Here is a 25,327-nt window from a genome sequence, read left to right on the forward strand (position 1 = left end):
AGTATAAAAACTGAGCCTTTTTGTAGCGTAAAAGGTTATCAAAGTACCAGTATTATTCCGTTTTTATAAATAAATCCTTATTAAGGGCCGCCTCTCCAAGACTTTGCTCTATGGGCATATTTTTTATGCTCGTTTTTTACTATACAAAATTCTATTTTTATCTGCCAGGGTAGTATATCATGACACTGAATTTTCAACAAACACGCGAATTATTACATAATTTTCAATTTCAGGATTTGTTTATTCAACAATTGGGTTGGTCAGATTCTTCGCAGAAAAAAGCTGTAACCTTGGAAATTGAAGAAAAAACTTACCAATACCAGCGAATTGCTGAGAGTTCTGGTGTGGCTATTTTTGAAGTTACAGCCGCAGAGGGTAATATTCCTGATGCAAAAATTCGGGCTGCAATTCACAAAGAAGTTACTAATTTAATCGCTGAAAATCTGTTGATATTTATTGATGGTCAGCGTACTCGAAGTCTTTGGTATTGGGTGAAGCGAGAAGAAAATAAAAGTTATATTCGTGAGCCTTTGTATGTCAAGGGTCAACCGGGAGATTTATTTTTAAGTAAGCTTGGTTCTTTAGTTATTGATATTACCGAACTCGAAGATGATAATCTTTCGGTTGTAGAAATTGCACGTCGTCTTCAAGATGCGTTTGATGTAGAACCTGTAACGAAGAAATTTTATAAAGAATTTCAAGAAGAACATAAGCAGTTTTTACAGCATATAAAAGGAATCGACAACGAGGCTGATAAACGTTGGTATGCATCGGTGATTCTCAATCGGATGATGTTTGTTTATTTTCTCCAGCGTAAGAGTTTTCTGGATAATGGAGATTTAAATTATTTACAAAATCGACTCAATCAAAGTAAAGATAAAGGTGAGAATCTTTTTTATAGTAGTTTTCTAAAAGTATTATTTTTTGACAGTTTTGCTACACCAGAAGAAGACCGTGACCCATCAGTAGAAAAGTTGGTAGGGGTAATTAAATATCTCAATGGTGGATTATTCCTTCAACATCGCATTGAACAAGAAAATAATATTTCAATTCCTGATATAGCATTTGAAAAAGTTTTAGAGTTATTTGCTAAGTATTCTTGGAATTTAGACGATACGCCAGAAGGGAAAGATGATGAAATATCGCCCGATGTTTTGGGGTATATTTTTGAAAAATATATTAACCAAAAAGCGTTTGGTGCTTATTATACTCGTCCACAAATAACCGAATATCTTTGTGATAGAACGATTCATAAACTAATTTTAGACCGCGTTAATGATTCTTTATCCGACAAATATAGACCTTTTGAAGATTATAACGAACTGATATTTAAACTAGATGCAAATATCTGTCGTTTATTAATTAATGATATTCTGCCAAAATTATCAATTCTTGACCCTGCTTGCGGTTCTGGTGCATTTCTTGTGGCGGCGATGAAAACACTCATCCTAGTTTACGGTGCAGTAATTGGGATGATTGATGTTATAGGAGATGCAAATTTAAAGCAACAAATTCAAGATATTCGAGATAAACATCAATCTATATCTTACTATTTAAAAAAACGGATTGTTACTGATAATCTCTATGGTGTTGACATCATGGAGGAAGCCACAGAAATTGCTAAACTACGCTTATTTTTAGCTTTGGTGTCTTCTGCTCATGATGTGAATCAATTAGAACCATTGCCTAATATTGATTTTAATATTATGGCGGGTAATTCGCTGATTGGATTGATGAAAGTTGATGCAACTGTATTTGATAAGGTTCAACTAACAGCGAAAGCAAAAGCACGGGGATATAAACAAGAAAATCCCGATTTGCAATTAAGTTTATTTCAATCTAGTTCTTATTATACATATCAGTCAATTTTAGAAGAGAAGAATAAGTCAATTGAATTGTATAAAAAACATGCTTTTATCCCTGGAAAGGAGAAAGTTGCTGGTTTGGATGATGGGACGCATCAAGATAAAAGACTTTTATTGCTGCGGGCATCTATTGATAATATCAATAATAAGTCACAAGAAAAATTAAATGTTTTGCTTTTGGATGAATTTAGCACGCGTTTAGGTATTAAATATGAGGAAGTTCAGTTAACTGGTAAACCAAAAAAGCGGGTTTTAAATGTTGATGATATTGCTGCGTTGAAGCCTTTTCACTGGGGTTATCATTTTGATAAGGTTTTAGGAAGGGGTGGTTTTGACGCGATTATTACTAATCCACCTTGGGAAATTTTTAAGCCCCAGGCGAAAGAATTCTTTGCACAGCATAATGAATTAGTGACGAAGAATAAGATGGATATTAAGGTTTTTGAAAAAGAACAGAAAAGACTTTTAGAAAATCCTGAAGTTGCAGCAGCTTGGTTAGAATATCAAAGTCAATATCCTCATGTAAGTGCTTATTTTCGTTCATCTGAACAGTACAAAAATCAGATTTCGGTTGTGAATGGAAAGAAAGCAGGGACGGATATTAATCTCTACAAATTATTTCTCGAACAGTGCTTTAACCTTTTGCGTCCAAATGGTGAGTGTGGAATTGTAATTCCTAGTGGTATTTATACTGACTTAGGTGCTAAACAACTACGAGAAATGTTGTTTAATCAAACAAATATTACAGGTTTATTCTGCTTTGAAAATCGTAAAACAATTTTTGAAGAAGTTGATAGTCGTTTTAAATTTGTTGTACTTACATTTGTGAAGGGTGGAAAAACAACAGAATTTCCATCTGCTTTTATGCGTCATGATGTGCAAGAACTTCAAAGGTTTCCTAGTGATGAGAGTTTACCAATTACCATTGATATGGTGCGGAAACTATCACCTGATTCTCTTTCGGTAATGGAATTTAAAAACGAGGTCGATGTTCGTATTGCTGAGAAAATGCTGAAGTTTCCCTTGCTAGGTGAAAAGATAGATCATAAGTGGAATTTACGATTGACTCGTGAATTTGATATGACAAATGATAGTTATTTATTTAAACAGCAACCAGGAAAGGGAAGATTACCACTTTATGAAGGTAAGATGATTCATCAATTTACCCATCAATTTGCTGAACCGAGATATTGGGTAGATGAACAGGAAGGAAGACAAGCTGCATTAGGAAGGAATAGGAAAGATGAAGGTCAAAACTTAGATTATCAAAATTATCGTCTTGGCTTTAGAGATGTAGCAAGAAATACAGATATTCGCACAATGATTGCTGGTATTATTCCACCCAAAGTCTTTGCTGGGAATACCCTAGTTTTATCGCAACCGTTGACTAATCAGAAGGAATTATTATTTGCTTGTGCGGTTTTGAATAGCTTTGCTTGCGATTTTGTGATTCGCCAGAAAGTAACAGCACATTGCAATATGTTCTATGTTTACCAGTTACCAGTCCCACGTCTAACAAAAAGCGATCGCACTTTTGCCGACATTGTACAACGTGCTGCCAAACTCATTTGCACCACCCCAGAATTTGACGAACTAGCACAAGAAGTTGGACTCGGTTCCCACACCAAGGTCGTCACCGACGAAAGCGAAAGAGCCAAACTCCGCGCAGAACTCGACGGAATCATAGCTCACCTCTACGGTTTAACCGAAGCAGAATTTGCATATATCCTCACCACATTCCCCATCGTTCCCGAACAAGTCAAACAAGATGCATTAACAGCATATCGGGACTTTGCACCCCTAACAGGTGACGCAGATATTGTGGAACTCATCACCACCTAAGACGAGAGTTTCACATAAAGTAAAAATAACTTCACGAAAAATCTGATACAGATTCAAACTCTAATTCCACTAGATGGCTAACACGATATTGCTTAATTTCTTCCAATGGTTGATTTTCTCCGGAGTCAAAAGCAGTCATTACATAACCACTAACCTCTACTTTGGCTTGATAAGCACCAATACTTCCATTTGGTGTGGTGAAATCAATCCGAACATCTGCCCATTCTTCATTAATTTGATCTTCAGCAAGGATTTGACCTGATTTTTGATATCCTAGCCAATTCCAACCTACTTGCATCCATATTTCTCTTTCGACAATTTGCGCGAAATAGGGTAAACCACCCCATCCACGATAGTAAGGATAAAGTTCTTGGACGGAACCATGATTCCATACTAATAAATCTAAAATTTCTGGCTGTAAACGACCGTAGTAGCGTCCTTGAGGTAAATCAACTAGGGTTGGTGCAAATTGATGACCACCAAAATGGCTGCTTCGCCAAACACGCAAGTTGCTATGAGGTAAAGCACCATACTCAGAACGCAATTTTTTGTAAAGAGGATAACCAAATCTGCTACAAGCAACATCAACGTTGCCGTGGATGCAAACAAGTAATTCTCTAATATGATTACTATCTTGCCGATATTGTTCAAAATCTCCGAGCTTTTCTGGTTCTTTGATTAAAGCTAGCGCTAAAGCACCAATTTCAGCATCCGGTACGAGAAATGCTTGTTTCTCATACTCAGCAAATAACCCGGCTGGTTGGCGGTAGTGGAATACATGCTTATAACCAGGTATAGAGTATTCTCGATCAGGCGCGATCGCCAACGGCCGAATATTCTCCGGTTCGGTAACATAGTTCAAAAAATTCAATGCTTCCACAACCCCTGGCGGCATAGGTTCAGCTTCAATCCACATCAGATCTGGCCAAGGTTGTTGAGTTTCAATAATTAAATATTGTGCCACTGCATTCGCAGAACCAATAGGGTCTTCACCATTAGCTTGGGAAATCTCTGAACAGAAACGGCACTTGTTATGAGTCTGATTGCTCACCATATGACCTACACACCACAAAAAATTAACAATAGTCAGTCACTCGGATTTGGAACGATGAATTTTTGCTAGTTTGCCTTTTTGTACTGCTAAGAGAACTCCACAGAATGATTGATCCAAAAGCTGTCATTGCGAGCGAAACGGAGTGTAGTGAAGCAATCCCAATATTTTGCGGTTGCTTCATTTCGCTTCCCTTCTCCTGACGGAGACGCTACGCGAACGGGACGCTACGCGAACGCTACATTCGCAATGACAATTGGGCATTTCTTTTTGTGGAGGTCTCTAAAGTCAGCAAATCCTAATTTTATTGAAATTAATTAGCACTAAATTAGTAGAAAAGAATTCTTCCTAGGTTGTTAAGGGATTTCCAAGAAATAAATTATTCCATCTTGTGTGGCAGGCAAGATGCCCGCCACATAAACTGGGCGGACAAGATGTCCACCCCACAATACATACTGGGATATTTTTTTATTTGGATGTCCCTAAGCATTTATATAGTATACTGTTTTTGCATATTTTTCTCAATTAGTTCTGATTGGAATACAACATCCAGAACATTTCTGGCTGATATTTGGCGACGTTATGAAAATTGGTCTAAAACAGTTTGGGGATTTATTAATAGACTATCTCAAGCCTCAAAAGGGGCGCGTTGTCAAGTTTGCGATCGCGCTATTAGCTAGTATTGGCTTGCAGTTGCTCAACCCGCAAATTCTACGTAATTTCATTGATACAGCTGTAGCAGGCGGTTCAGTGCAGAAATTATTCTTAGCCGCATTTCTGTTTATTGGCGTAGCTATATTAACGCAATTAATGTCAATTGCCGCTACATACTACGGCGAAAACGTTGCTTGGACAGCCACTAATGCCTTACGTGCCGATTTAGTGGAGCATTGTCTGAAACTCGATTTATCTTTTCACAAGATGACTACACCTGGTGAATTAGTAGAACGAGTAGACGGAGATATTCAAAATCTTTCTAAGTTTTTCTCGAAATTTAGCGTTTACATCTTAGGTAGTTTGCTACTGATTTTGGGTGTAATTGTGGTGATGTTCGCCGAAGATTGGCGAGCTGGGATGGCTATTTCATTGTTCGCCATTACAGCATTATCTACTCTAATTAGTCTGCGTTCCATCGCCGTTCCCTATTGGGGAAGCTATCGCCAAGTCAACGCAGAGTTTTTTGGGTTTTTAGGTGAGCAATTAACTGGTATTGAAGACATCAGAGCAAACGGTGCAAAAAGTTATGTGATGCACCGCTTCTATCAGATTCTGCAACGCTGGCTACCAACCTATCACAAAGCCCGCTTTGCAGATACAATCCTCTGGACGACAACTAACGGTATCTTTACTCTAGGTAATGTGATTGCTTTAGCTGTAGCTCTCTACCTTTGGAATCAAAAAGCAATTTCCATCGGCACTGCATACATATTTTTCTATTACACTACACTTTTAAGCGAACCAATTGAGCAAATCCGCACTCAGTTAGAAGATTTGCAACAAGCGGAAGCTAGTATCTATCGTATTCAAGACTTATTTCAAGTGCGATCGCCACTGAGTGTTGGAGGTGAACAGAAACTATCTCATGGCGCACTTTCTGTGACATTTGCCAATGTCTCATTCAGCTATAGCGATGTCAAAGGACAAGCCTCTACGAGGCTACGCATCACAAAGCCAAATACAAAACCAGAATTAATCCTGCAAGATATATCTTTTCATTTACCACCCGGCCATGTGTTGGGGCTATTAGGACGTACAGGTAGCGGTAAAACCACACTAGCGCGCCTATTACTCAGGTTATATGACGCACAATCAGGAATAATTAGCTTGGGAAATGTGCCTATCAACCAGACTCCTTTAACAGACTTACCCCAGCACGTCGGACTAGTAACTCAGAATGTGCAATTATTCCAAACCACAGTTCGCAACAATCTCACCTTCTTTAACCAAAATATTAGCGACGAGCGCATCTATGAAACCTTAGAGATGTTGGGATTATCTGCATGGCTACATTCATTACCCAAAGACTTAGACACTGAATTGGGGCCTGATAGTAGCGGCTTATCAGCAGGACAAGCGCAATTATTAGCATTTGCCCGGGTTTTTCTGAAAGACCCTGGTCTTGTCATCTTAGATGAAGCATCCTCACGCCTCGATCCCATCACAGAAAAACTGATTGAAAAAGCTATAGATCGGCTATTAATTGGACGTACAGGCATCATTATCGCGCACCGATTAGCAACCGTACAAAGAGCAAATCAAATCCTCATTTTAGATAAAGGTCGGGTCAGCGAATATGGATTGCGAGACGAATTAATGCAAAATTCCCATTCCCGCTTTGCTCAATTACTCAAGACTGGTTTGACAGATTTATTAGTTTAATTTTGGTGACACTAATTAACCTCACACTCCAATACTTGTCGGTTAAGGGGAAAAGGAGAAGGGTAAAAGGGGCAAGAAAAAACCTTTAACCCTTACCCTTTCACCTTTTCCCCAAACCAAATTCCGAGTTGAAAATCCTTAACCGAGCAGTATTGCCTCACACTCTTCTTGTAATGACTAAATATTATGTTATCCGCGACTAAAAAAGCCCAAGGGTGGAAATTATTATGGAACTTAATTTGCTATCAACCAAAACTATACACAATCGATACTTGCTTCTGGATTTTAATTATGGGCTTGCCTGCAATCCCTGGATTAATTATCCGAGAATTCTTTAATAGCCTCACAAATAAAGCACAATTTGGGTTAACACCTGTAGCATGGATTGTGTTGTTGGTAACTCTACATTTAGGGCATATTGGGACAATATTTGCTGGGCGCTTAACCAAAACCCAGCACCGTTTTACCATGAGTTCGTTGCTACGACGCAATCTATTAGAACGTTTATTAAATAATCCTACTGCTCAACCTGTGATTGTTAACAGCGAGGCAGAAAAAGCTGTATCTCAAGGGGAAATTATTAGTTATTTTCGGGATGATGCTCAACAAATAGAAGACAATGTAGCATGGGTTTCAGAACTGCTGGGAGAAGGAATATTTGCTATTCTTTGTCTAGGAATTTTATTAAGCGTTAATGTCCAAATGACCTTGTGTGTGTTTCTGCCTTTGCTTGGTGCGATCGCCATTATTCAAAAAGCAGAAACTTACATTAAAAGATACCGCAAGGCTAGCCGCCAAGCAACAGAGAAAGTAACAGGAATTTTAGGCGAAATCTTTAGTTCAGTGCAAGCAATTAAAGTAGCTGGTGCAGAACAAGATGTGCTGGATCATTTTCGCACTCTCAATGATCAACGCCGCCAAGTAATGGTGAGAGATAGTTTATTAAATGCCATGTTAGATTCTGTATTTCAAAACATGGTAAACCTAGGAACGGGTTTAATTTTGCTGCTAGCTGCTGTATTAATTCAGAGCAAAACTAGCAACTTGACTGTAGGTGATTTTGCTCTATTTATTTATAATCTGGCCTTTGTGACTGGCTTTTTCAACTCTTTAGGGCGATTCATCGCATTGTACAAGCAAACCGAAGTCTCCTTTGAACGGATGACAACGTTGCTTTCTGGTGCGACAGCAGACACCTTAGTAGCCAAAAATCCACTTTATCTCAATAACCTGCGCGATGGGCTACGCCCAAGTATAGGCGATGGCGTTCCGCCCACCGTAGGCGATCGCAAACCAAAACTTCCACCTTTAGAACAACCACACAGACAAGAGAGCGATCGCTTACAATTATTAACTATTTCTAACCTTACTTACCACTATCCCGGTACTAACCAAGGAATCACAGACATCAGTTTTCAGCTACAACGTGGTAGTTTGACCGTAATTACTGGTCGTATCGGTTCTGGTAAAACAACACTAATACGAACTTTATTAGGACTATTACCCAAGCAAGCGGGGGCTATTTATTGGAATGGGTTGCTAGTAGAAGACCCTGCTAATTTCTTTGTCCCACCTCGTAGTGCTTATACTCCTCAAATTCCCCAATTGTTTAGTTATACACTCAGAGAAAATATTTTACTTGGCTTAGAAAAAGATGATTCTGAAATTGAAAAAGCCCTAAAAATGTCAGTATTTGAACAAGATTTAGCCACCATGAATCACAAAATGGAAACTTTAGTAGGAGCAAAAGGAGTGAGATTGTCTGGTGGACAATTGCAACGTTTAGCCGCCGCGCGTATGTTTGTGCGTCAACCAGAATTGCTGGTTTTTGATGACCTTTCTAGTGCTTTAGATATAGAGACAGAACTAGCTTTATGGTCGCGGATATTTAATAATAATAGTGAAAAACAAAATTGGACACCAACCTGTCTTGTAGTGTCTCATCGCCGTTATGTTTTACGCCGTGCTGACCAAATTATTATGATGAAAGCAGGTAGGATTGTAGCACAAGGAAAGTTTGAGAATATTTTAGCTAATGAGCAAGCTGATTGGATTTTTTAGTGAGTTAAAGTTGCCAAAACTTGAAAATTATAACAATTAGAGAAAATCGTGAAATTACATAAATTTCGTAGTTTATTACTTGTACTAACTTTTTTGCTAGTTACTGCTTGTTATCACTATTCAAACCCAAACTTATCAAATAAAATATCGCCAACTTCAGAATGCCGATTAATTCAGCATGAATTAGGAGAAACTTGTGTTCCCCTAAAACCGCGACGTATTATTGCTGTAGATCAAATAGCATTAGAAGCTTTAGTTGCATTAGACTTAAAGCCAATAGGAATACCACATCCTGCTTTTGCTGGCAGCAAAGCGAATCTGCTTAAAAACAAGCTTATAGGGGTAAATTATATAGGAAAAGAACCACAGATTAATCTAGAGAAAATCTTGCAATTAAAGCCGGATTTAATTGTTGGTGTGTATGGAATAGATTCAGGAAATTATAAAATATTTTCACAAATAGCACCTACAGTTAAAGCCAACTATTCTTATACAAATTGGCAAATGCATTTACGACAAATAGGTTCTTTTACTAATAACAGTGGAAAAGCTGAAGAATTAATCACCCAATACGAACAGCGACTTAAAATTATTAGAGCAGAGTTAGGAAATAAACTTGACACATTAAAAGTTTCTGTTAGCAGGTTTCATGGTGGTGAGCAACTTCCTGAGTTTCATTCCCAATTTTCATTTCCTGGCAGTATTGTGAAAGCAGCCGGAATTTCAATGCCAGTTAAACAAAGTCAGTTGATTAAAACACCTGAAGATATTTTGATAATATTGAGCTTAGAACGTATAGATTTACTTGATGCAGATGTTTTATTTGTAGCAGTAGATCCAGGCGCAACAGAACTATTTAAAAAATATCAAGAGACTCCTTTGTGGCAAACACTGAATGTAGTTAGAAATAAGAAAGTTTACACTGTTGATTCTGGTTCCTGGATACTTGGCAGTGTCCTCTCAGCTAATGCTATTCTGGATGATTTAACGAAATATCTACTTGAAACATATTAATATCAAGAAAAGCAAAATAGCCGCACATCACCTCAAGGATTTGATTTAGGGCAAATTACCCAAGAGTTGATATTTAGGACTCATATTTGATTTTTGAAAAAACCTAAGTACACTTTTATTTCTTCTTCCCTGTTCCCCGTTCCCTGTTCCCTCTTCTCTCCCTACGCAAATAATTTCAGGAATCAAAGCGGATTCCTATTTAATATGTAGGTATTAATGAAAATTTTAATTCTTTATTTTCTAAAATAAAATAATTGTAGAGAAATAAAATCTCTCTACAAATAGCAATCGAGAATTAATTTATACTGAATTTTTGCTAGATGTTTCCTCCATTTTCTTTCTTAAGCTTAGGGGTCGCATATCAGTCCAAACTTCCTTAATGTATTCCAAACATTCTGATTTCAGCCCACTTTTCCCTGCATCTTTCCACCCAAGAGCATTTTCCCGGTCAGCAGGCCAAATAGAATATTGTTCCTCATGGTTAACTACAACTTTATAAATGGTTGTATCTTCTGAAGTTGTTTGGTTCATTTGATTTCCTAGCCTATAATTTTAGTAAAATTTTATCTATTCAAGCTAATGATTCTGTTGTTTGGATATGTTGATACTTGTACTCTATCTATTAATCAAGATAGTTGACAAACCTCTACAAACATTTAAACTTTGCTTGATAAATCGATAACTAACTAACTAAGTAGAAACCCACCTTCTTTTAGTTCTTTAACACTATCTTGAACAGATTGAACAATCAAATCAATATCTTGCTCTGTATGGGCTTCAGACAAAAAACCATCGCCTTTTGGCATCAGAACACCTCGAACAATCATATGATTAAATATAAGCCTCAGACCTATTAAAAATGTAGGTTCTGTTGCTATCTCAGAAGTTTCAGATACATTAGCATTGAAAAACGAGCCAAAATTTGATAGATAAATGGGTAGTTTTTCAACTTCAAAGTAAGCATTAAATCTCTCTACAAATTGTGATGTAAGTTGATTTAACTGTTCTTGTAGACTTACTCCTTCCGTTTTTAAATGCTGTAACAAAGCACGCGCCGCAGCTAAAGAGAGAGAATGCCTACAGTAGCTAGTTCCTGACCAGGTAACGGGAACATCAGGAGCAGACATATCGCCGTAATTCCACATACCGCCATCAATTCTATCCATATAAACAGCTTTACCAGCTACAGCTGCTAAAGGCATACCACCACCAACTATTTTTCCGTATGTTGCGATGTCGGCTTCAACTCCAAACCATGCTTGCGCGCCACCTGGATGAATTCTAAAGCCAGTATTCATTTCATCAAAGATTAACGGTATTTCTAATGCTTTAGTTAATTGGCGCAGTTGTAGAATAAATGCTTTGGGTTGAAAACCAAGCTGATGTTGCTGCACAGGTTCCACAAGAACAGCAGCTAATTCTTGCTTGTAGGTTTTAATTATCTCTAAAGCTTGAGGACTTCCGTACTCTAGAACCAAAACATCTTCAGCAACATTTGGTGTTACTCCCGGATACTCTGGAATTCCTTTTGGATTACCATCTGTCGTCTCTGCTTTAACTAAAGTTCCATCAAAAATACCATGATAAGAACCAGAAAATAGGGCAATCTTATGACGATTTGTCGCGGCTCGTGCTATGCGTAGTGCGAGCATCATGGCTTCTGTACCGACACTACAAAAAGCTACTCGTTCCATCCCCGTCAGTTCAGAGATTAACTCAGCAACTTCGCCAGCTAGTGCTGCTTGTGGGCCAGTTTGTATGCCATATTCAAGTTGCTCAAAAATAGCTTTTTTGATAAATGGTGGATTGTAACCACATAAATGTATTCCATATCCACCAGTGAGGTCTATATATTCATTACCATCAACATCCCACATTCTAGAGCCTAGAGAGCGTTCGGTGAGAATGGGATAAAACATTTCTTTAAAAAGTAAATTGAACCCCACAGCACCCCTGTTATTTGCAAAAACAGGACGATATTTCTGCGCTAGTTGTTTTGATGTTTTGGTTCGTTCTGTATAACGAGTAATTAATGTCTCTAAATGCTGCTGTTGTAGAGCATTGAACTCGATTTGTACATCATTATCTGTTGTTTCTGAAATCGGATTATTGGGAATTTCAAGTTGTTGCATATTAGATTTTATCGGATTTATCAAAGCTGAATTTTTGGTAGCTTAAGTTATGGTTGTGTTACTTAACAATTAGTCCATGCTCTATCTGATTTAAATATGTATTCAAATGCTCTGCTAAGACCTGTACATGAGGTTTCGCAAGCATTGTGTAATGAGTACCCGGAACTGTATAGATTTCCACTGGTTTAGAAGATAATTTACTCCAGCCCCAGCTAGGATCGTGAGAATAATCAAAACCTTCATTGCTATCGCTAGCACGCAAGAGAATCATTTGATTTGGATATACCTGTGCTACATAATTCCAACTTGCTTGGAGGTGACTTTGATAAACCTTGAGAAACAAGCAAAAGTTATCAAAGCTAAAATTAGCTGGGATTAAGTTAGCAATTTGCAACTGCTCAAAAACATAATTTAATTGCTTTTCATACTGCATTTGTTGAAAATATTCATAGGATACCGAGATAGTTTTGTCTGACGAACTGGCAATATCGTAGGCAAAACTCGCTAAAATTCGCGACTCATCATTTTGTTGAGTATTTATAGGTTGCTTGTGAGAATTGGGTGCAACATTATCTAATAAGATGAGTACAGGAACCTGTTGACCTTGCTGTTGCAGTTGTTGAGCCATTTCAAAAGCTACAAAGCTTCCCAGTGACCACCCGCCTAAATAATAGGGGCCTTGTGGCTGTACAGTTTGCATTGCTGCAATATAGTGAGCAGCCATATCTTCAATACGAGTATATGGTTCACATTCTCCAAACAGACTCGGTGCTTGCAGTCCATAAAAAGGTTGCTCGGAATCTAAGCAACGTGCTAATTCTTTATAGCAAAAAACATTGCCTCCGATAGGATGAATAAAAAATAAAGGTTTTTTAGAGCCATGTGGCTGAATGGTGACCAGGGGTGCTTCTAGTTCTTTTTGACTACAATTAATTGGCGAAAAATTGGCAATAGGCGTTGGTGGTAGAAACTCACCTGCTTGCATTTCTACTACACTTTCTTTCACAGCCTGGATGATATATTCTATATCGGCTTCAGTATGTGCTGTCGATAAATAAAGAGTACGTCCTTCCCAAACGTAAACTCCTTTTTCTAGTAAATAGTAATAGAATAAATTACCTAGTACAGAATTATTTTGGAAAGTAAAACGGAAAAGCGAACCAAAATGAACAACTCGGATTGGTATTTGTTGTTCTTCAAAGAAGTTATTCAGTGTTTTGGCTAATTTTGCTGTTTTTTCAGTTAGTTCTGCTTGCAGTTTAGACCCATAAGTTTTAATGTGATTTAATGCCGCCCAAGCAGCCGCCATTGCCAGAGGATGTTTAAAAAAAGTGCCTGCAAAAAAGGTGGTTTTTCCTTGAGGATAAGACTCATCACCATAGTTCCACATACCACCGTCTAATGCATCCATGAAAGCAGCTTTGCCAGCTATTACCCCAATGGGGATACCAGCTGCAACCGCTTTACCGTAGGTAGTGATATCTGCTTGAATACCCCACAACCCCTGAATACCACCTGGATGCATCCGAAAGCCGGTAATTACTTCATCAAAGATTAAGACAATTCCTGTCTCTTGGGTAAGTTGTCTTAACTGAGATAAAAACTCTTGAGGTTGCAAATCTGGGCGACTGCTTTGTATTGGTTCAACGAGAATGGCTGCTAACTCGTGGGCATGAGCTTGGATAATATCTAATGATTCAGGAGTGCCATAATTAAGAATGATGGCATTTTCAGCCATATACTGAGGAATTCCTAAATTTTTTGGTACAGAAGATAAGTTTCCATCAGCAGTCATGACTCCTTTGATTAAAACCTCGTCCAAGTTGCCATGATAAGAACCAGCAAATAAAGCTATCTTAGAGCGTCCTGTAGCAGTGCGTGCTAGGCGTATTGCTCCCATGACGGCTTCTGAGCCAGTGTTACATAAAGCTGCTCGTTCTGCACCTGTTAGTTCACAGATTAATTTTGCTACTTCACCAGCTAAACGCGATTGTGGGCCATGTAATATGCCATGTTGAATTTGTTGCTGTAGTGCTTCAATCACAAAAGATGGTGAATGACCAAATAAAAGCGTACCAAATCCCATAGAGATATCTACGTATTCGTTACCATCAACATCCCAAATTCTGGCTCCTTCTCCACGTTGTCCGTGAATAGGATAGATCATCTCTTTAATATCAGGAAAGAACCCTGTAACTGCTCTGCTATTAGCATGATAGGAACGGTAATCTTGAGAAAGCCGTTTTGATGCTTGAGTTTTGCTCACAAAAAGTGTAATTAAACTATCTAAATGTTTCTGTTGATGGGGAGTCAATAACGCTACTGACTCTTTTTGAGTTGCTGATATGGGAGTTAATTTATTGAAAGCGGCGGGAAACTCCATCCCCTTGTGGGTGGAGAGGGATAGCTGCCCCGCCTCTTGGGGCATAGGGCATAGGGCATTGGTATGTTCTTTCCCATGCCCCATGCCCAATTCCCAATGCCCAAAAACTCCACCCCCTTTTGGGTGGAGTTTTTCATGATTTTTATGCTGGTTATCAGGCTCTAATTTAGTTGAGTTAGATGTGAGATTGGAATTTTGTTGGGTTGAAATTTGAGCAGCTTGTTGACTTCTAAGAACAGTAGAAGACAAATTTTGAGTAAGTAAATCTTTCTGAGGCAATAAGTCTACCAATTTAGACATTACCTGAAGATGTTGTAAAAGAATCTGCTCAACATTACTATTTTGTGGTTGTTCTTCTTGGCGATCAAGTGCTGGTGTAAACTGATTTTGAATTGATAATGGTGTAACGGTGGGTATTGGCTCTTGAGGTTTTTCTTTAGTGATATAAGCTGCTAGAGAATCAATTGTTAGTGAATCTTCCAGAAATATATGAAAAGGAATTTGCACACCCAACTGTTCTTGAATGGCGCGGTTAATTTGCAGTAATAATAGAGAGTCTATACCCATTTCTAGAAAAGGGGTATGAATATTAATTTCGGATGATTTGATGCCAAGAGAATTACTAAAAATTTCTTTGAGGATTGACAAAGTATTATTTATAAATGTTGGTTGTGGCACTATAATTTCTGCTTCGGGTGATGAATTAACTTCACTATTAACTAATGGTTCAATCCAATATCTTTTCTTTTCAAATGGATATGTAGGTAAGGGAATACGATAAAGTTGTTCATGGTCATAAAATTGTGTCCAATCTATTTGGATTCCTTGCAACCAGAGTTGCGAGAGTGTATTGAGCAAGAATACAATATCTGATTGCTGGTTCTGTGGATGTCTCAGTGAAGAAAGCACTATCTGTTCTGCTACCTTCTGCTTGTTAACTAAGGTAGTTAATGTGCGTCCTGGGCCTACTTCTAAGAGAATTTGCTCTGGCTTTTGCAGTAATTTAGCAATTCCTTCACTAAAATGCACTGTTTGACGGAGATGTTTTACCCAATATTTCCCATCTGTTGCTTGTGCTGTGGTTATCCAAGTACCTGTGACGTTAGAAATAAAAGGAATTTTGGCAGAATTTAGTTGAATTTTGCAGAGTAACTCCTGAAATGGCTCTAGAATTGAGTCCATCATCTGGGAATGAAAAGCATGAGAAGTATGCAGACGGCGACAATCAACACTTTGTTGAGATAATTGATTTTGTAATTCCGCAACTGCTGCTTCGGTTCCCGAAACTACGCACAAATTTGGACTGTTGATTGCAGCTAGAGAAAGTTGTTTGTTTAGCAGGGGTTGAATTTTTTGTGCTGACATTGGTACAGCTAACATTGTCCCTGATGGCAGTTGCTGGATCAATTTGCCGCGAGTAGCTACTAACAGGAGTGCGTCTTCTAAGGAGAATACACCAGCCACAGTTGCAGCTACATACTCGCCAATGCTATGACCAATCATGGCGCTTGGGTTTATACCCCAAGACATCCATAACTGAGCTAAAGCATACTCAATGACAAATAACGCTGGCTGAGTGATATAAGTTTGCTGTAACTGCAAAGCAGCTGTTTCTTGCTGTTCTGGTTGCGGGTAGATAACGCTACGTAAATCTATTTCTAAAAGAGGTTTGAGTAATTCACAGCAGTAGTCTACTTGTTCTCGGAAGATTGGCTCAGTTTGGTACAATTCTTTAGCCATGTTTACATACTGAGTACCTTGTCCGGGAAACATAAATGCAACTTGTTGTGTAGACAGTTCGCTGTGGTGGCTGAAAACTCGTTGCGGATCTTTTGCTTCTAAAACTTGCACTGCATCGTCAAGGTTTTGGCAAACTACGACAAGACGATGTTCAAACGCTCGACGACCTACACTTAGGGTATAAGCAACATCAGCTAAATTAAGGTTGGGGTGCTGCTGGAGATGTTTAACTAAATTTGTAGTAGCAGTCTCTAGTGCTGATGCTGTTTTAGCAGAGAGTACCAATAACTGATACCCTCTCCCCTGCTTCCCCTTGTTCTCCTGTTCAATAACTGGGGCTTCTTCTAAAATTACATGGGCATTAGTACCACCAATACCAAAGGAACTGACTCCTGCATAGCGAGGATTAGCATCAGAATTCCATTGTGACAGCTGGTGATTGACGTAGAAGGGGCTGTTAGCAAAGTCAATTTTGGGATTAGGTTGTTGGTAATGCAGAGTCGGGGGTATTTGTTGATGTTTCAGGGCTAAAACAGTTTTGATTAAACCTGTAACACCAGCAGCAGTATCTAGATGTCCAATATTAGTTTTCACTGAGCCAACGGCACAATAACCTTTTTTGTCAGTTTTGGCGCGGAAAGCTTGTGTGAGTGCAGCAATTTCAATTGGATCTCCTAAAACTGTTCCTGTACCATGAGCTTCTATATAGCTAATCTTCTCTGGGGAGATTCTGGCGACAGCTAGTGCTTCGGCTATGACTTTGGCTTGACCCTCGATACTGGGAGCAGTGTAGCCAACTTTTGCAGAACCATCATTATTGATAGCGGAGGCTTTGATGACAGCGTGAATGGTATCTCGATCTGCGATCGCATCTTCTAACCGCTTTAAAACTATCATACCTACACCGTTACCGCTAACTGTTCCTTGTGCTTTGGCATCAAAAGCACGGCAATGTCCATCAGGAGACAAAATACTCCCTTGTTGATAAGGATAGCCAGTTTTATGCGGTACTCCAATGGAAACCCCACCAGCCAAAGCTATATCACTTTCGCCGTTGAGTAAGCTTTGGCTGGCGAGATGAACCGCAACTAATGAAGTAGAGCAGGAGGTTTGGACATTTACACTCGGCCCCTGCAAGTTTAATTTATAAGAAATTAGGGTAGGTAAAAAATCTTGACTATTGGCGATCGCAATTTGCTTACCACCTACGGATTCTATCAGCTGGCGATTTGAATACAGATTTGCCAAAAAGTAACTGCTCATGCTTGCGCCAGCAAAAATACCAATCCGACCTAAATAGGTTTCACTGTCGTAACCAGCATTTTCTAAAGCATTCCAGGCACACTCAAGCAAGAAACGGTGTTGTGGATCGGTAATTTCTGCTTCTCTAGGATTAAAGTTAAAAAATGACGCATCGAATAATTCTATATCATCTAATATAGCTCCGGCTTTTACATAATTAGGTTGATTTAACAAAGCAGGTTCTACCCCTGAATTGAGCAACTCGTCTTCAGTAAAAAAAGAAATTGACTCTACACCGTCTCGTAGATTTTGCCAAAATTCATCAATATTTTTAGCACCAGGAAAACAACCAGCCATACCAATAATCGCTATTTCATCGAGACAATCAGATGTATTTGAGTTATTCATTAGCTTACTCCTCCTACTTACTTGTTGCTCGATGTTCTTGTCTAAGTTGCCTACGTTGTTTTCTGGATTCTCGCTGGTTTTCACTCAGTTCATAGTTAGGTAAATCAGGTTTTTTTTCTTGTTCCTGATTTAAATATTTAGCAAATTTACTAATAGTTGGATACTGAAACATATCAAGCATTGATATATCTCTGTTTAAGGCTTTTTGGAGTTTACTATGAACCTGAACCATTAGTAATGAGTGACCGCCGATATCAAAGAAATTGTGATGAATTCCGACTTTTTCTATATGCAATAATTCTTGCCATATATTTGTAATAATTTGCTCAAGCTCAGATTGAGGAGCCACATAGGTTTCTTCTAAATCAAGTTGTGCTTGTTCGGGTAAAGCTCGATAGTCTACTTTGCCGTTGGGTGTTAGTGGCAAAGCATCTAACTTGATAAAAGCCGCAGGTATCATATACTCAGGCAATTTTTCTAATAAATAACTGCGTAGTTCACTAATAGAAATGCCTGGTTTTTGATTAACTACAACATAAGCAACTAAACGCTTTTCTCGCTCCGCATCCTCGCGGGCAATAACTACAATTTCCTTAACTTCTGGATGTTGCTCTAATACTGCTTCTATTTCTCCTAATTCAATCCGAAAACCGCGAATTTTAACTTGATTATCGATACGTCCAAGAAACTCCAAAGTTCCATCTGAACGGTAACGAGCCAAGTCACCTGTTCTATAAAGGCGTTCTCCTGCTTTGTTGCTGAAGGGGTTGGGGATAAACTTTTGTGCAGTTAATTCCGGTCGATTCAAGTAGCCGCGAGCAAGTCCTAAACCAGCTATATACAGTTCACCAACTACACCAATAGGTACTGGTTGCCAGTATTTATCTAATACATAAAGTTGGGTGTTAGCGATGGGTTTACCGATAGGAATTGACCCAGAATCACGCTGATTATTTGGTACTTGATAAACACAACAACCGACTACGGTTTCTGTTGGGCCATATTCATTAATTAGCATTGTGTCGGGGGCAAAATCTTGCCAAAATGTTAACTTTTCAGCTAACAAGTTTTCGCCACCGATAATAAAAGCTTGTGTACGTCCGGCTACTTCTTCAGGTGATAGTTGTCCTTTGAGTAAATCTAAATGTGCAGGTGTAATTTTGACTAGACTTAAGTTATGACTGCGGCGTAAAGTTGTAGAGAGTGCGTCAATTCCTTGGTTTTCTGGTACAAGTTCTACTTGACGACCTACGAGTAACGGTGAAAACAGACTGGTAACTGTCAAGTCAAACCCCAAAGGAGAGTGAACTAATGTACCTGTTCCTTGCTCAACATTGTAGGCTTGGGTACACCAACTCAGGTAATTAACTAGTCCTTGATGAGTAATTAATGTTCCTTTGGGTTTACCAGTTGAGCCGGATGTATAGATAACATAGGCTAGGTTTTGAGAAGTTGTCTGAGTGACGAGATTTTGTGTTTTTTCTAGAGCGATCGCTGACCACTCAGTATCAATATAAAGAAGTTGAATATCTGGTAAACTAGCCGCTAGATGTTGCTGCGTCAAGACTAAAGGTGTATTGGTATCAGCAATGATATAAGTTTGACGTTCTACCGGATAAGCCGGGTCTAAAGGTACGTAAGCTGCACCAGCTTTGAGGATAGCTAATAAGCCGATAACCATCCATAAGGAACGCTCTACACAAATTCCCACTAATACATCTGGCCCTACACCTAATTTTTGCAGGTAATGAGCCAATTGGTTAGCGCGAGTATTTAATTCTTGATAAGTAAGTTGCTGGTCTTGAAATACAATTGCAATATTGTCTGGTGTGGAATTACACTGTTGTTCAAACCAGTGGTGAATGCACTCGTATTGTAATTCTGTGGTTTGGGTGTTGTTGAAATCGATTAAAATTTGCTGGCGTTCGGTGTTGCTGAGAATATTTAATTGTGAGATGGTTGCAGAGGGGTTTTCAACGGCACTGATTAACAATGTTTGCCATTGACTAGCTAAACGTTGAATATCTGCTGGGGAAAACAGATTAGCATCATAGTGGAATTCTGCGTTAACTGTTTGATTGTGAGTGCGCGTGCAAGCTAATTTAATTTTAAATCGGTCAATACAAGCAGATTTTTGATAAATACTAAATAATATGCCAGCAGTATCATATTGATTTGCAGCTTCTTCAAAGTCAAAACAGAATGGTAAAAATGGCTGTTCTGTATTATCTTGGTTGGTTTCGGCAATTTGTTCCCAAGCAAAACTCTCTTGCCATTCTGTTAATTCAGTTGTAGAAGCACTAAGTTTATTTAAGATATCGCTGAAGCGAGATTTTTCTGTTAATTCACAGGTCAAAGGTAAATATTTGGCTAATAAACCTATTGCTGCTTTTAGTTCTTCATAATTATGACCATCGCAACCTAAACCAATGATTGGCTTTGATTCGTCGGTAAGTCTCCAGAGTAAAATTAACCAACAAGCTAGAAAGAATACACTTGTTGAACATTGATATTTTTTAACAATATTTTCTATTTTATTGCTGAACTCACTGGGAATTGACAGCTTCACAAACTGAGGTTGAAATTCTGGCGATTGAGAAAACTGCTGTTCAAAAGATAATTTAAAATTCTCAAGCTGAGAAATATCTAGTTGTTGCCAATATTTTCTGCTGGTAATTGTCTCCTCTGCTGCAAGTAGTTCATTTTGCCATGCAGAAATATCAGCATATTGCAACTGTTCATCAGCCAACTCATCACCGAGTAAACTAGCACTATAGCAACAGCTAATTTCAGCTAATAAATTATTTAATGATGCTGTGTCAGCGCACATTGCAGGTAAATTTACTAGTAATATATGCTTTTCCGGTGACAGCTTGAGCAATGTTGTATGTAATAAAGAGCTTTTTTGCCAATCAATATCTTGCTGGTTGTTTTCTTGCAAAATATTCTCAATATTTGCTGCTAAAAAAGTGCTTTCATGCCAAGATAAAGCAACATTATTCTCTACAACTTGAATAGGAATTTTTATACCTTTTGTTTTATGGAAACTAGTACGCAGTATTTCATTCCTATCAATAACTTTTTGTAAAGCCGCTTTTAAAATATTAACTTGTAAGCTGCCTTCGATGAGAATAGCACAGTTAGTCAAGTAAACCGAGCTATTTTGTTGTAATAACCACAGACGTTTCTGTTGAGGAGAAAGGTGAAATCCCTGGATTTGTTGCGGCATTTTTATTTACTACCTTTAATTATTAATATCTGCAAAGCTTGTCATGTCGCCCATAGCTACTAATAACTTTCTTTCTCCAATAAAGGGATTACGGGCATGAGCAGTTAATAAGTTATCTAGTAGTAATACATCTCCTTGTTTCCAGGGAAAGGTTACTTCTAATTCTTGGTATACTTCACAAATTTCTGCCATTATTGAATCTTCTATAGGAGTACCATCACCGTAATAGCAATTTCTTGGCAAATCTGCTTGTGCAAATGATGAGATAAACGACTCTCTTGTTTGAGCATCTAAGCAAGCCGGATGCCAATGTTGAGCTTGATTAAACCAGGTAATTTCGCCAGTTTGGGGATGTTTAGCTACTGCTGGACGCACCGAGAGAGTTCTTAAAGTTCCGTCTGGCTTCCATTCAAAATTGACAAAGTTGCGTTGACAAATAGCTGCAACTTCTTCGCGATTTGTAGTTTGAAAAACTGTTTCCCAGTTTAGCCCTAAACCACTACCATAATTACGGACATACATTACTTGTTTTTCAATAAAATTGTCCCTAATTTTAGGGTTGATGCGCTGAAAAACTTGGCGACTATCAACAATTGGCGTTTCCCCTCCCTGCTGTGCTGGTTGACGACAACCAAACATAATTTTCATCGGCCAGCGATGATTAAAGGAATTTTCGTTATGCCATAATAACTTGCGATCGCCAGGGTAAAAAACTGGAGTATAAACATTCCCACTCACATTATTACGGGGATGTTCGCCATTTTCATTAAAAAGTTCTGAGCAAATTGCTAAACCAAAACGCTCAAATTCTGATGCTGTAGTAATATTGAAGCCTCTAAATAATATAGCACCATTTTGTAATAGGTTGGCTTCTATAGAATCTCGATTACCTTCAGCCCAATCTGCCAGGTCAATATCATTTACAAGCGGTTTGATGACAATAGGTAATGTCTGACTCTTGATGAAATCATCTATTTCTATTAATTGATTTTCTAGTACATTTACTGCTTGGGCTTTGATAGATTTACCTAATTTTTTCATCTTTCATCTTCCATTTCATTAGCAGTGTTGACAACTTGGCGTTTAATGGTTTTTAATTTCCGTTGATATTCGGCTTTGGTATTTTTACTTTTCCAAGATTCTTCTTGCTTATCTGCTGCTGTTAGTAATTCAATTAATTCTGTTAATTTAGCTGTTGGTTTGGCTACAATTTGGTTTAAAAGTGTTTCAAAATGTTTGAGCATTCGAGCTATGGTAGTTGCATAGAATAAATCTGTGTTGTACTCCAATACAGCAACTATTCCTTGTTCTGTTTCTCTGATCTCCCAAAGTAAATCAAGTTGAGTTGTCTTTTTTTCCAACTCTAAAGGTTTGAGAGTCAGATTTGAAAGCTGTAAAGAGGGAATTTGAGTATTTTCTAAAATTAACTTTATCTGAAATAAAGGTGAACGAGCCATATGCCGTAATGGATTTAGCACATCTACAAGTTTGTCAAAGGGCAAATCTTGATGAGTATAAGCATCTAAAGTTACCTCACGGACTCGTTCAAGTAACTCCCGAAACGAGGGGTTTCCTGACAAGTTAGTCCGTAAAACAAGTTGGTTAACGAAAAAACCAATTAATCCTCTGATTTCCGGTTGGTTACGGTTAGCAATATCAGTACCTATAACTATGTCTTCTTGTCCTGTGTACCAATAAAGTAGTGTTTTAAATCCTGCGAGCAGAATCATGAATAAAGTAATACCTTCTCGTTGATACAAAGCTTTCAATTGTTCTGAGAAAGTTTTAGATAAAACAAGACATTGCCTAGCACCGTTAAAAGTTTGTAATTTTGGTCTTGGCATATCTGTAGGTAATTCAACTACAGGGAGTTGACCACTTAATTTTTGCTGCCAATAACTCAGCAGAGTTTCTAATTTTTCTCCCTGCAACGATTTGCGCTGCCAAACTGCAAAGTCTGCATACTGAATTGGTAGTTCAGGAAGTTGTGCAGCATAACCGCGAGCCAAGTTTTCATAAAGAGTTGTAATTTCATTAATTAATACACCTATCGACCAAGCATCAGCAGCAATATGGTGTATTGATAACAATAAAATATGCTCTATTTCGCTCAGTTGTAATAAAGTAACTCGCAGTAAGCAATCTTTAGTTAAATCGAATGATTTTTGAGTTTCTTGATTAGCTAAAGATAGAACTTCGGCTTCTCTTGTGTCTAGAGGGAATGCTTGTAAATTTACTAGGTGTAACTTAAATACAGCAGCAGGGGAAATTACCTGAAGCGGTTCTCCATCAATTAGGGTAAATGTAGTGCGTAAAGCTTCGTGACGCTTGACAATTTCTTGAAAACTTTGTTCCAGTGCTGGTACATTTAGCTTACCTGACAAACGCATAAACTGACAGATGTTAAATGCTGGGTTCCCAGGTTCCAATCGGTCGAGAAACCATAACCTCTGTTGTGAAAAAGAAAGGGGGAAATTATTAGACTCTCGATTTTGAGATTTTATTTGCGTGTTTGAAAAAACATCTTCTTTTTTATTACTCAGTTTTTGCAACAGAAGCTTACGTTTTTCTGGAGAAAGAGCGGCGATACGCTTGGCAATATCAGTCATTTGTGCAAGCTATAATAATGAGCTATAAATCAAGCACCGGAATTAAAAAATCGCAGTATAAAGATGTTATTTTACTACGATTGCTTAAGTTTAATTTTGAAACCTTAGCGTATAATTACTAATATTTCAAAATATTTACTGTGAAGCTCGTGTAATGATGAGCTTACCCTGGCTCTTGAGACCAGTCACCACTATCAAGCATATGTATGAAATCTATTTCGATATTTGTTAGATCGGGCTTGTAAAATACTACAAGCAGAACTACTCTAGGTTTATCGCTATAGTTCCACACTGTATGCTCATAGGATGGATCAAAGAATAAACACTTCCCTTCTTTCCAAGTACGCGACTCTCCACCCACGCTAATACCACAATTTTCAGGAATGGAAATACCGAGTTGACAAATTATAAAGGAACTTGCTGGATCGCGATGAGGTTTAACAATTTCCCCAGGTTTAAGAACTAATAGTTCTGCGGTTTCAAGCCTTGTGTGATTTGAAATTAGCTCTAATATTTCTAGTGTCTTTGGAAAATATAAGATACTTTCCTCTACCTTCTTACCTCCTCTAACTAAGTAGATAGAATCCCATCCGCCCATATTAACACCTGGATAGTAATATGGTTTTAATAGAGTATTACTTTCCCTAGCTTGAAGAGCTTCTTGGTGAATTATTTCATACTTATCTTCTAGCAGTTTCACTTTCGGTAAATCGCTTATTTCATACCACGGTTTAGAAGTGATACCTATCACTGTGAAGCCTTGTGAGGGTGGAAGTGGATTGGCAAAAGCTTTGTTATAAGCAAGATTAATAGAAGTTTCTATTCTTCTAATGGGTTCTGAACCAAATTTTTTCCTAAGTTCTGTGAGTTTATGTTGGCTTTGAATGTATATTTTTTTATCGTTTATTATCTCTTTTATTACTATTCCAATAATAACAAGTGTTGCAAGTATTGCTAGTATACTAGCCAAGAATAAAGGAGAAAGGCTAACTATTAAAAGATTGCTGAATTGCTTAGTTAATAGTATCGCATGAGTTGTATAGGCTGCCAGTAAGCATAAGAGCAAAATTGGTATAATAAACCGTTGTTGGAAAATTACTTTTTTTGTGGCATAAACGCTAAACATCAACTTTGAAAAAGAATCCCAGAATAATCCTATCCATAAAGCTGATATTGCATATAAAACACACAATAAAAGAGAAATCATAGAAGATGGAATATCCAAAATTCCATCTATTTTGATTACATATACAAAGATAGAGAGCATTCCAAAAAATAAGAATCCTAGCTGACACAGTAACAATAATAATAAGTATTTCTTCCCATTGATACCATATATAATGAGCATAAACTCACCTCAAATATTTACAAA

Annotated in this window: 12 protein-coding genes; 4 read left to right on the forward strand and 8 right to left on the reverse strand. The window is 38.0% G+C overall.

Annotated elements, in window-relative coordinates:
- The first annotated feature begins 179 nt into the window (after window positions 1-179).
- Window positions 180-3,707 (forward strand): Eco57I restriction-modification methylase domain-containing protein, encoded by a 3,528-nt coding sequence (locus tag HG267_RS26320; protein ID WP_045872199.1) that lies wholly within the window; start codon window positions 180-182, stop codon window positions 3,705-3,707.
- A 31-nt stretch (window positions 3,708-3,738) separates the two neighbouring features.
- Here the strand turns inward: HG267_RS26320 and HG267_RS26325 are convergent, their stop codons facing one another.
- Window positions 3,739-4,761 carry a sucrase ferredoxin gene (locus HG267_RS26325; RefSeq protein ID WP_045872200.1) on the reverse strand — a complete coding sequence of 341 codons (1,023 nt, stop codon included), beginning with the start codon at window positions 4,759-4,761 and terminating at the stop codon, window positions 3,739-3,741.
- Between the two features lie 579 nt (window positions 4,762-5,340).
- On the opposite strand from HG267_RS26325, the gene HG267_RS26330 reads away from it, so the two are divergent.
- The 3 genes from HG267_RS26330 (at window position 5,341) to HG267_RS26340 (ending at window position 10,212) form a co-directional block, all read left to right on the forward strand.
- Complete coding sequence (locus tag HG267_RS26330) at window positions 5,341-7,137, forward strand: ABC transporter ATP-binding protein (RefSeq protein ID WP_045872201.1); 1,797 nt, start codon at window positions 5,341-5,343, stop codon at window positions 7,135-7,137.
- A 186-nt stretch (window positions 7,138-7,323) separates the two neighbouring features.
- Window positions 7,324-9,198: an ATP-binding cassette domain-containing protein gene (locus HG267_RS26335; protein WP_045872202.1), complete on the forward strand. Its 1,875-nt coding sequence runs from the start codon at window positions 7,324-7,326 to the stop codon at window positions 9,196-9,198.
- Window positions 9,199-9,246: 48 nt separating this feature from the next.
- Complete coding sequence (locus tag HG267_RS26340; protein ID WP_045872203.1) at window positions 9,247-10,212, forward strand: iron-siderophore ABC transporter substrate-binding protein; 966 nt, start codon at window positions 9,247-9,249, stop codon at window positions 10,210-10,212.
- 300 nt (window positions 10,213-10,512) lie between these two features.
- Here HG267_RS26340 and HG267_RS26345 read toward each other — a convergent pair whose 3' ends face one another.
- The 7 genes from HG267_RS26345 to HG267_RS26375 form a co-directional block, all read right to left on the reverse strand.
- Window positions 10,513-10,743 (reverse strand): MbtH family protein, encoded by a 231-nt coding sequence (locus tag HG267_RS26345; RefSeq protein WP_045872204.1) that lies wholly within the window; start codon window positions 10,741-10,743, stop codon window positions 10,513-10,515.
- A 155-nt stretch (window positions 10,744-10,898) separates the two neighbouring features.
- Entirely contained in the window at window positions 10,899-12,344 is a 1,446-nt protein-coding gene (locus HG267_RS26350) for an aspartate aminotransferase family protein (RefSeq protein ID WP_081584083.1), read from the reverse strand.
- A gap of 58 nt (window positions 12,345-12,402) precedes the next feature.
- Entirely contained in the window at window positions 12,403-18,117 is a 5,715-nt protein-coding gene (locus HG267_RS26355; protein ID WP_052335296.1) for a type I polyketide synthase, read from the reverse strand.
- A gap of 13 nt (window positions 18,118-18,130) precedes the next feature.
- The gene (locus tag HG267_RS26360) at window positions 18,131-21,346 is read right to left on the reverse strand and encodes a non-ribosomal peptide synthetase (RefSeq protein WP_045872205.1); all 3,216 of its coding nucleotides are present in this window, start codon (window positions 21,344-21,346) and stop codon (window positions 18,131-18,133) included.
- A gap of 15 nt (window positions 21,347-21,361) precedes the next feature.
- Entirely contained in the window at window positions 21,362-22,387 is a 1,026-nt protein-coding gene (locus HG267_RS26365; protein WP_045872206.1) for a TauD/TfdA family dioxygenase, read from the reverse strand.
- Complete coding sequence (locus HG267_RS26370; RefSeq protein WP_045872207.1) at window positions 22,384-23,955, reverse strand: condensation domain-containing protein; 1,572 nt, start codon at window positions 23,953-23,955, stop codon at window positions 22,384-22,386. Before HG267_RS26370 ends, HG267_RS26365 begins: the two co-directional genes overlap by 4 nt.
- Before the next feature lie 163 nt (window positions 23,956-24,118).
- The gene (locus tag HG267_RS26375) at window positions 24,119-25,303 is read right to left on the reverse strand and encodes an aspartyl/asparaginyl beta-hydroxylase domain-containing protein (protein WP_052335297.1); all 1,185 of its coding nucleotides are present in this window, start codon (window positions 25,301-25,303) and stop codon (window positions 24,119-24,121) included.
- Window positions 25,304-25,327 lie beyond the last annotated feature (24 nt).

The sequence above is a fragment of the Tolypothrix sp. PCC 7601 genome (assembly GCF_025677855.1).
Classification (GTDB): domain Bacteria; phylum Cyanobacteriota; class Cyanobacteriia; order Cyanobacteriales; family Nostocaceae; genus Aulosira; species Aulosira diplosiphon.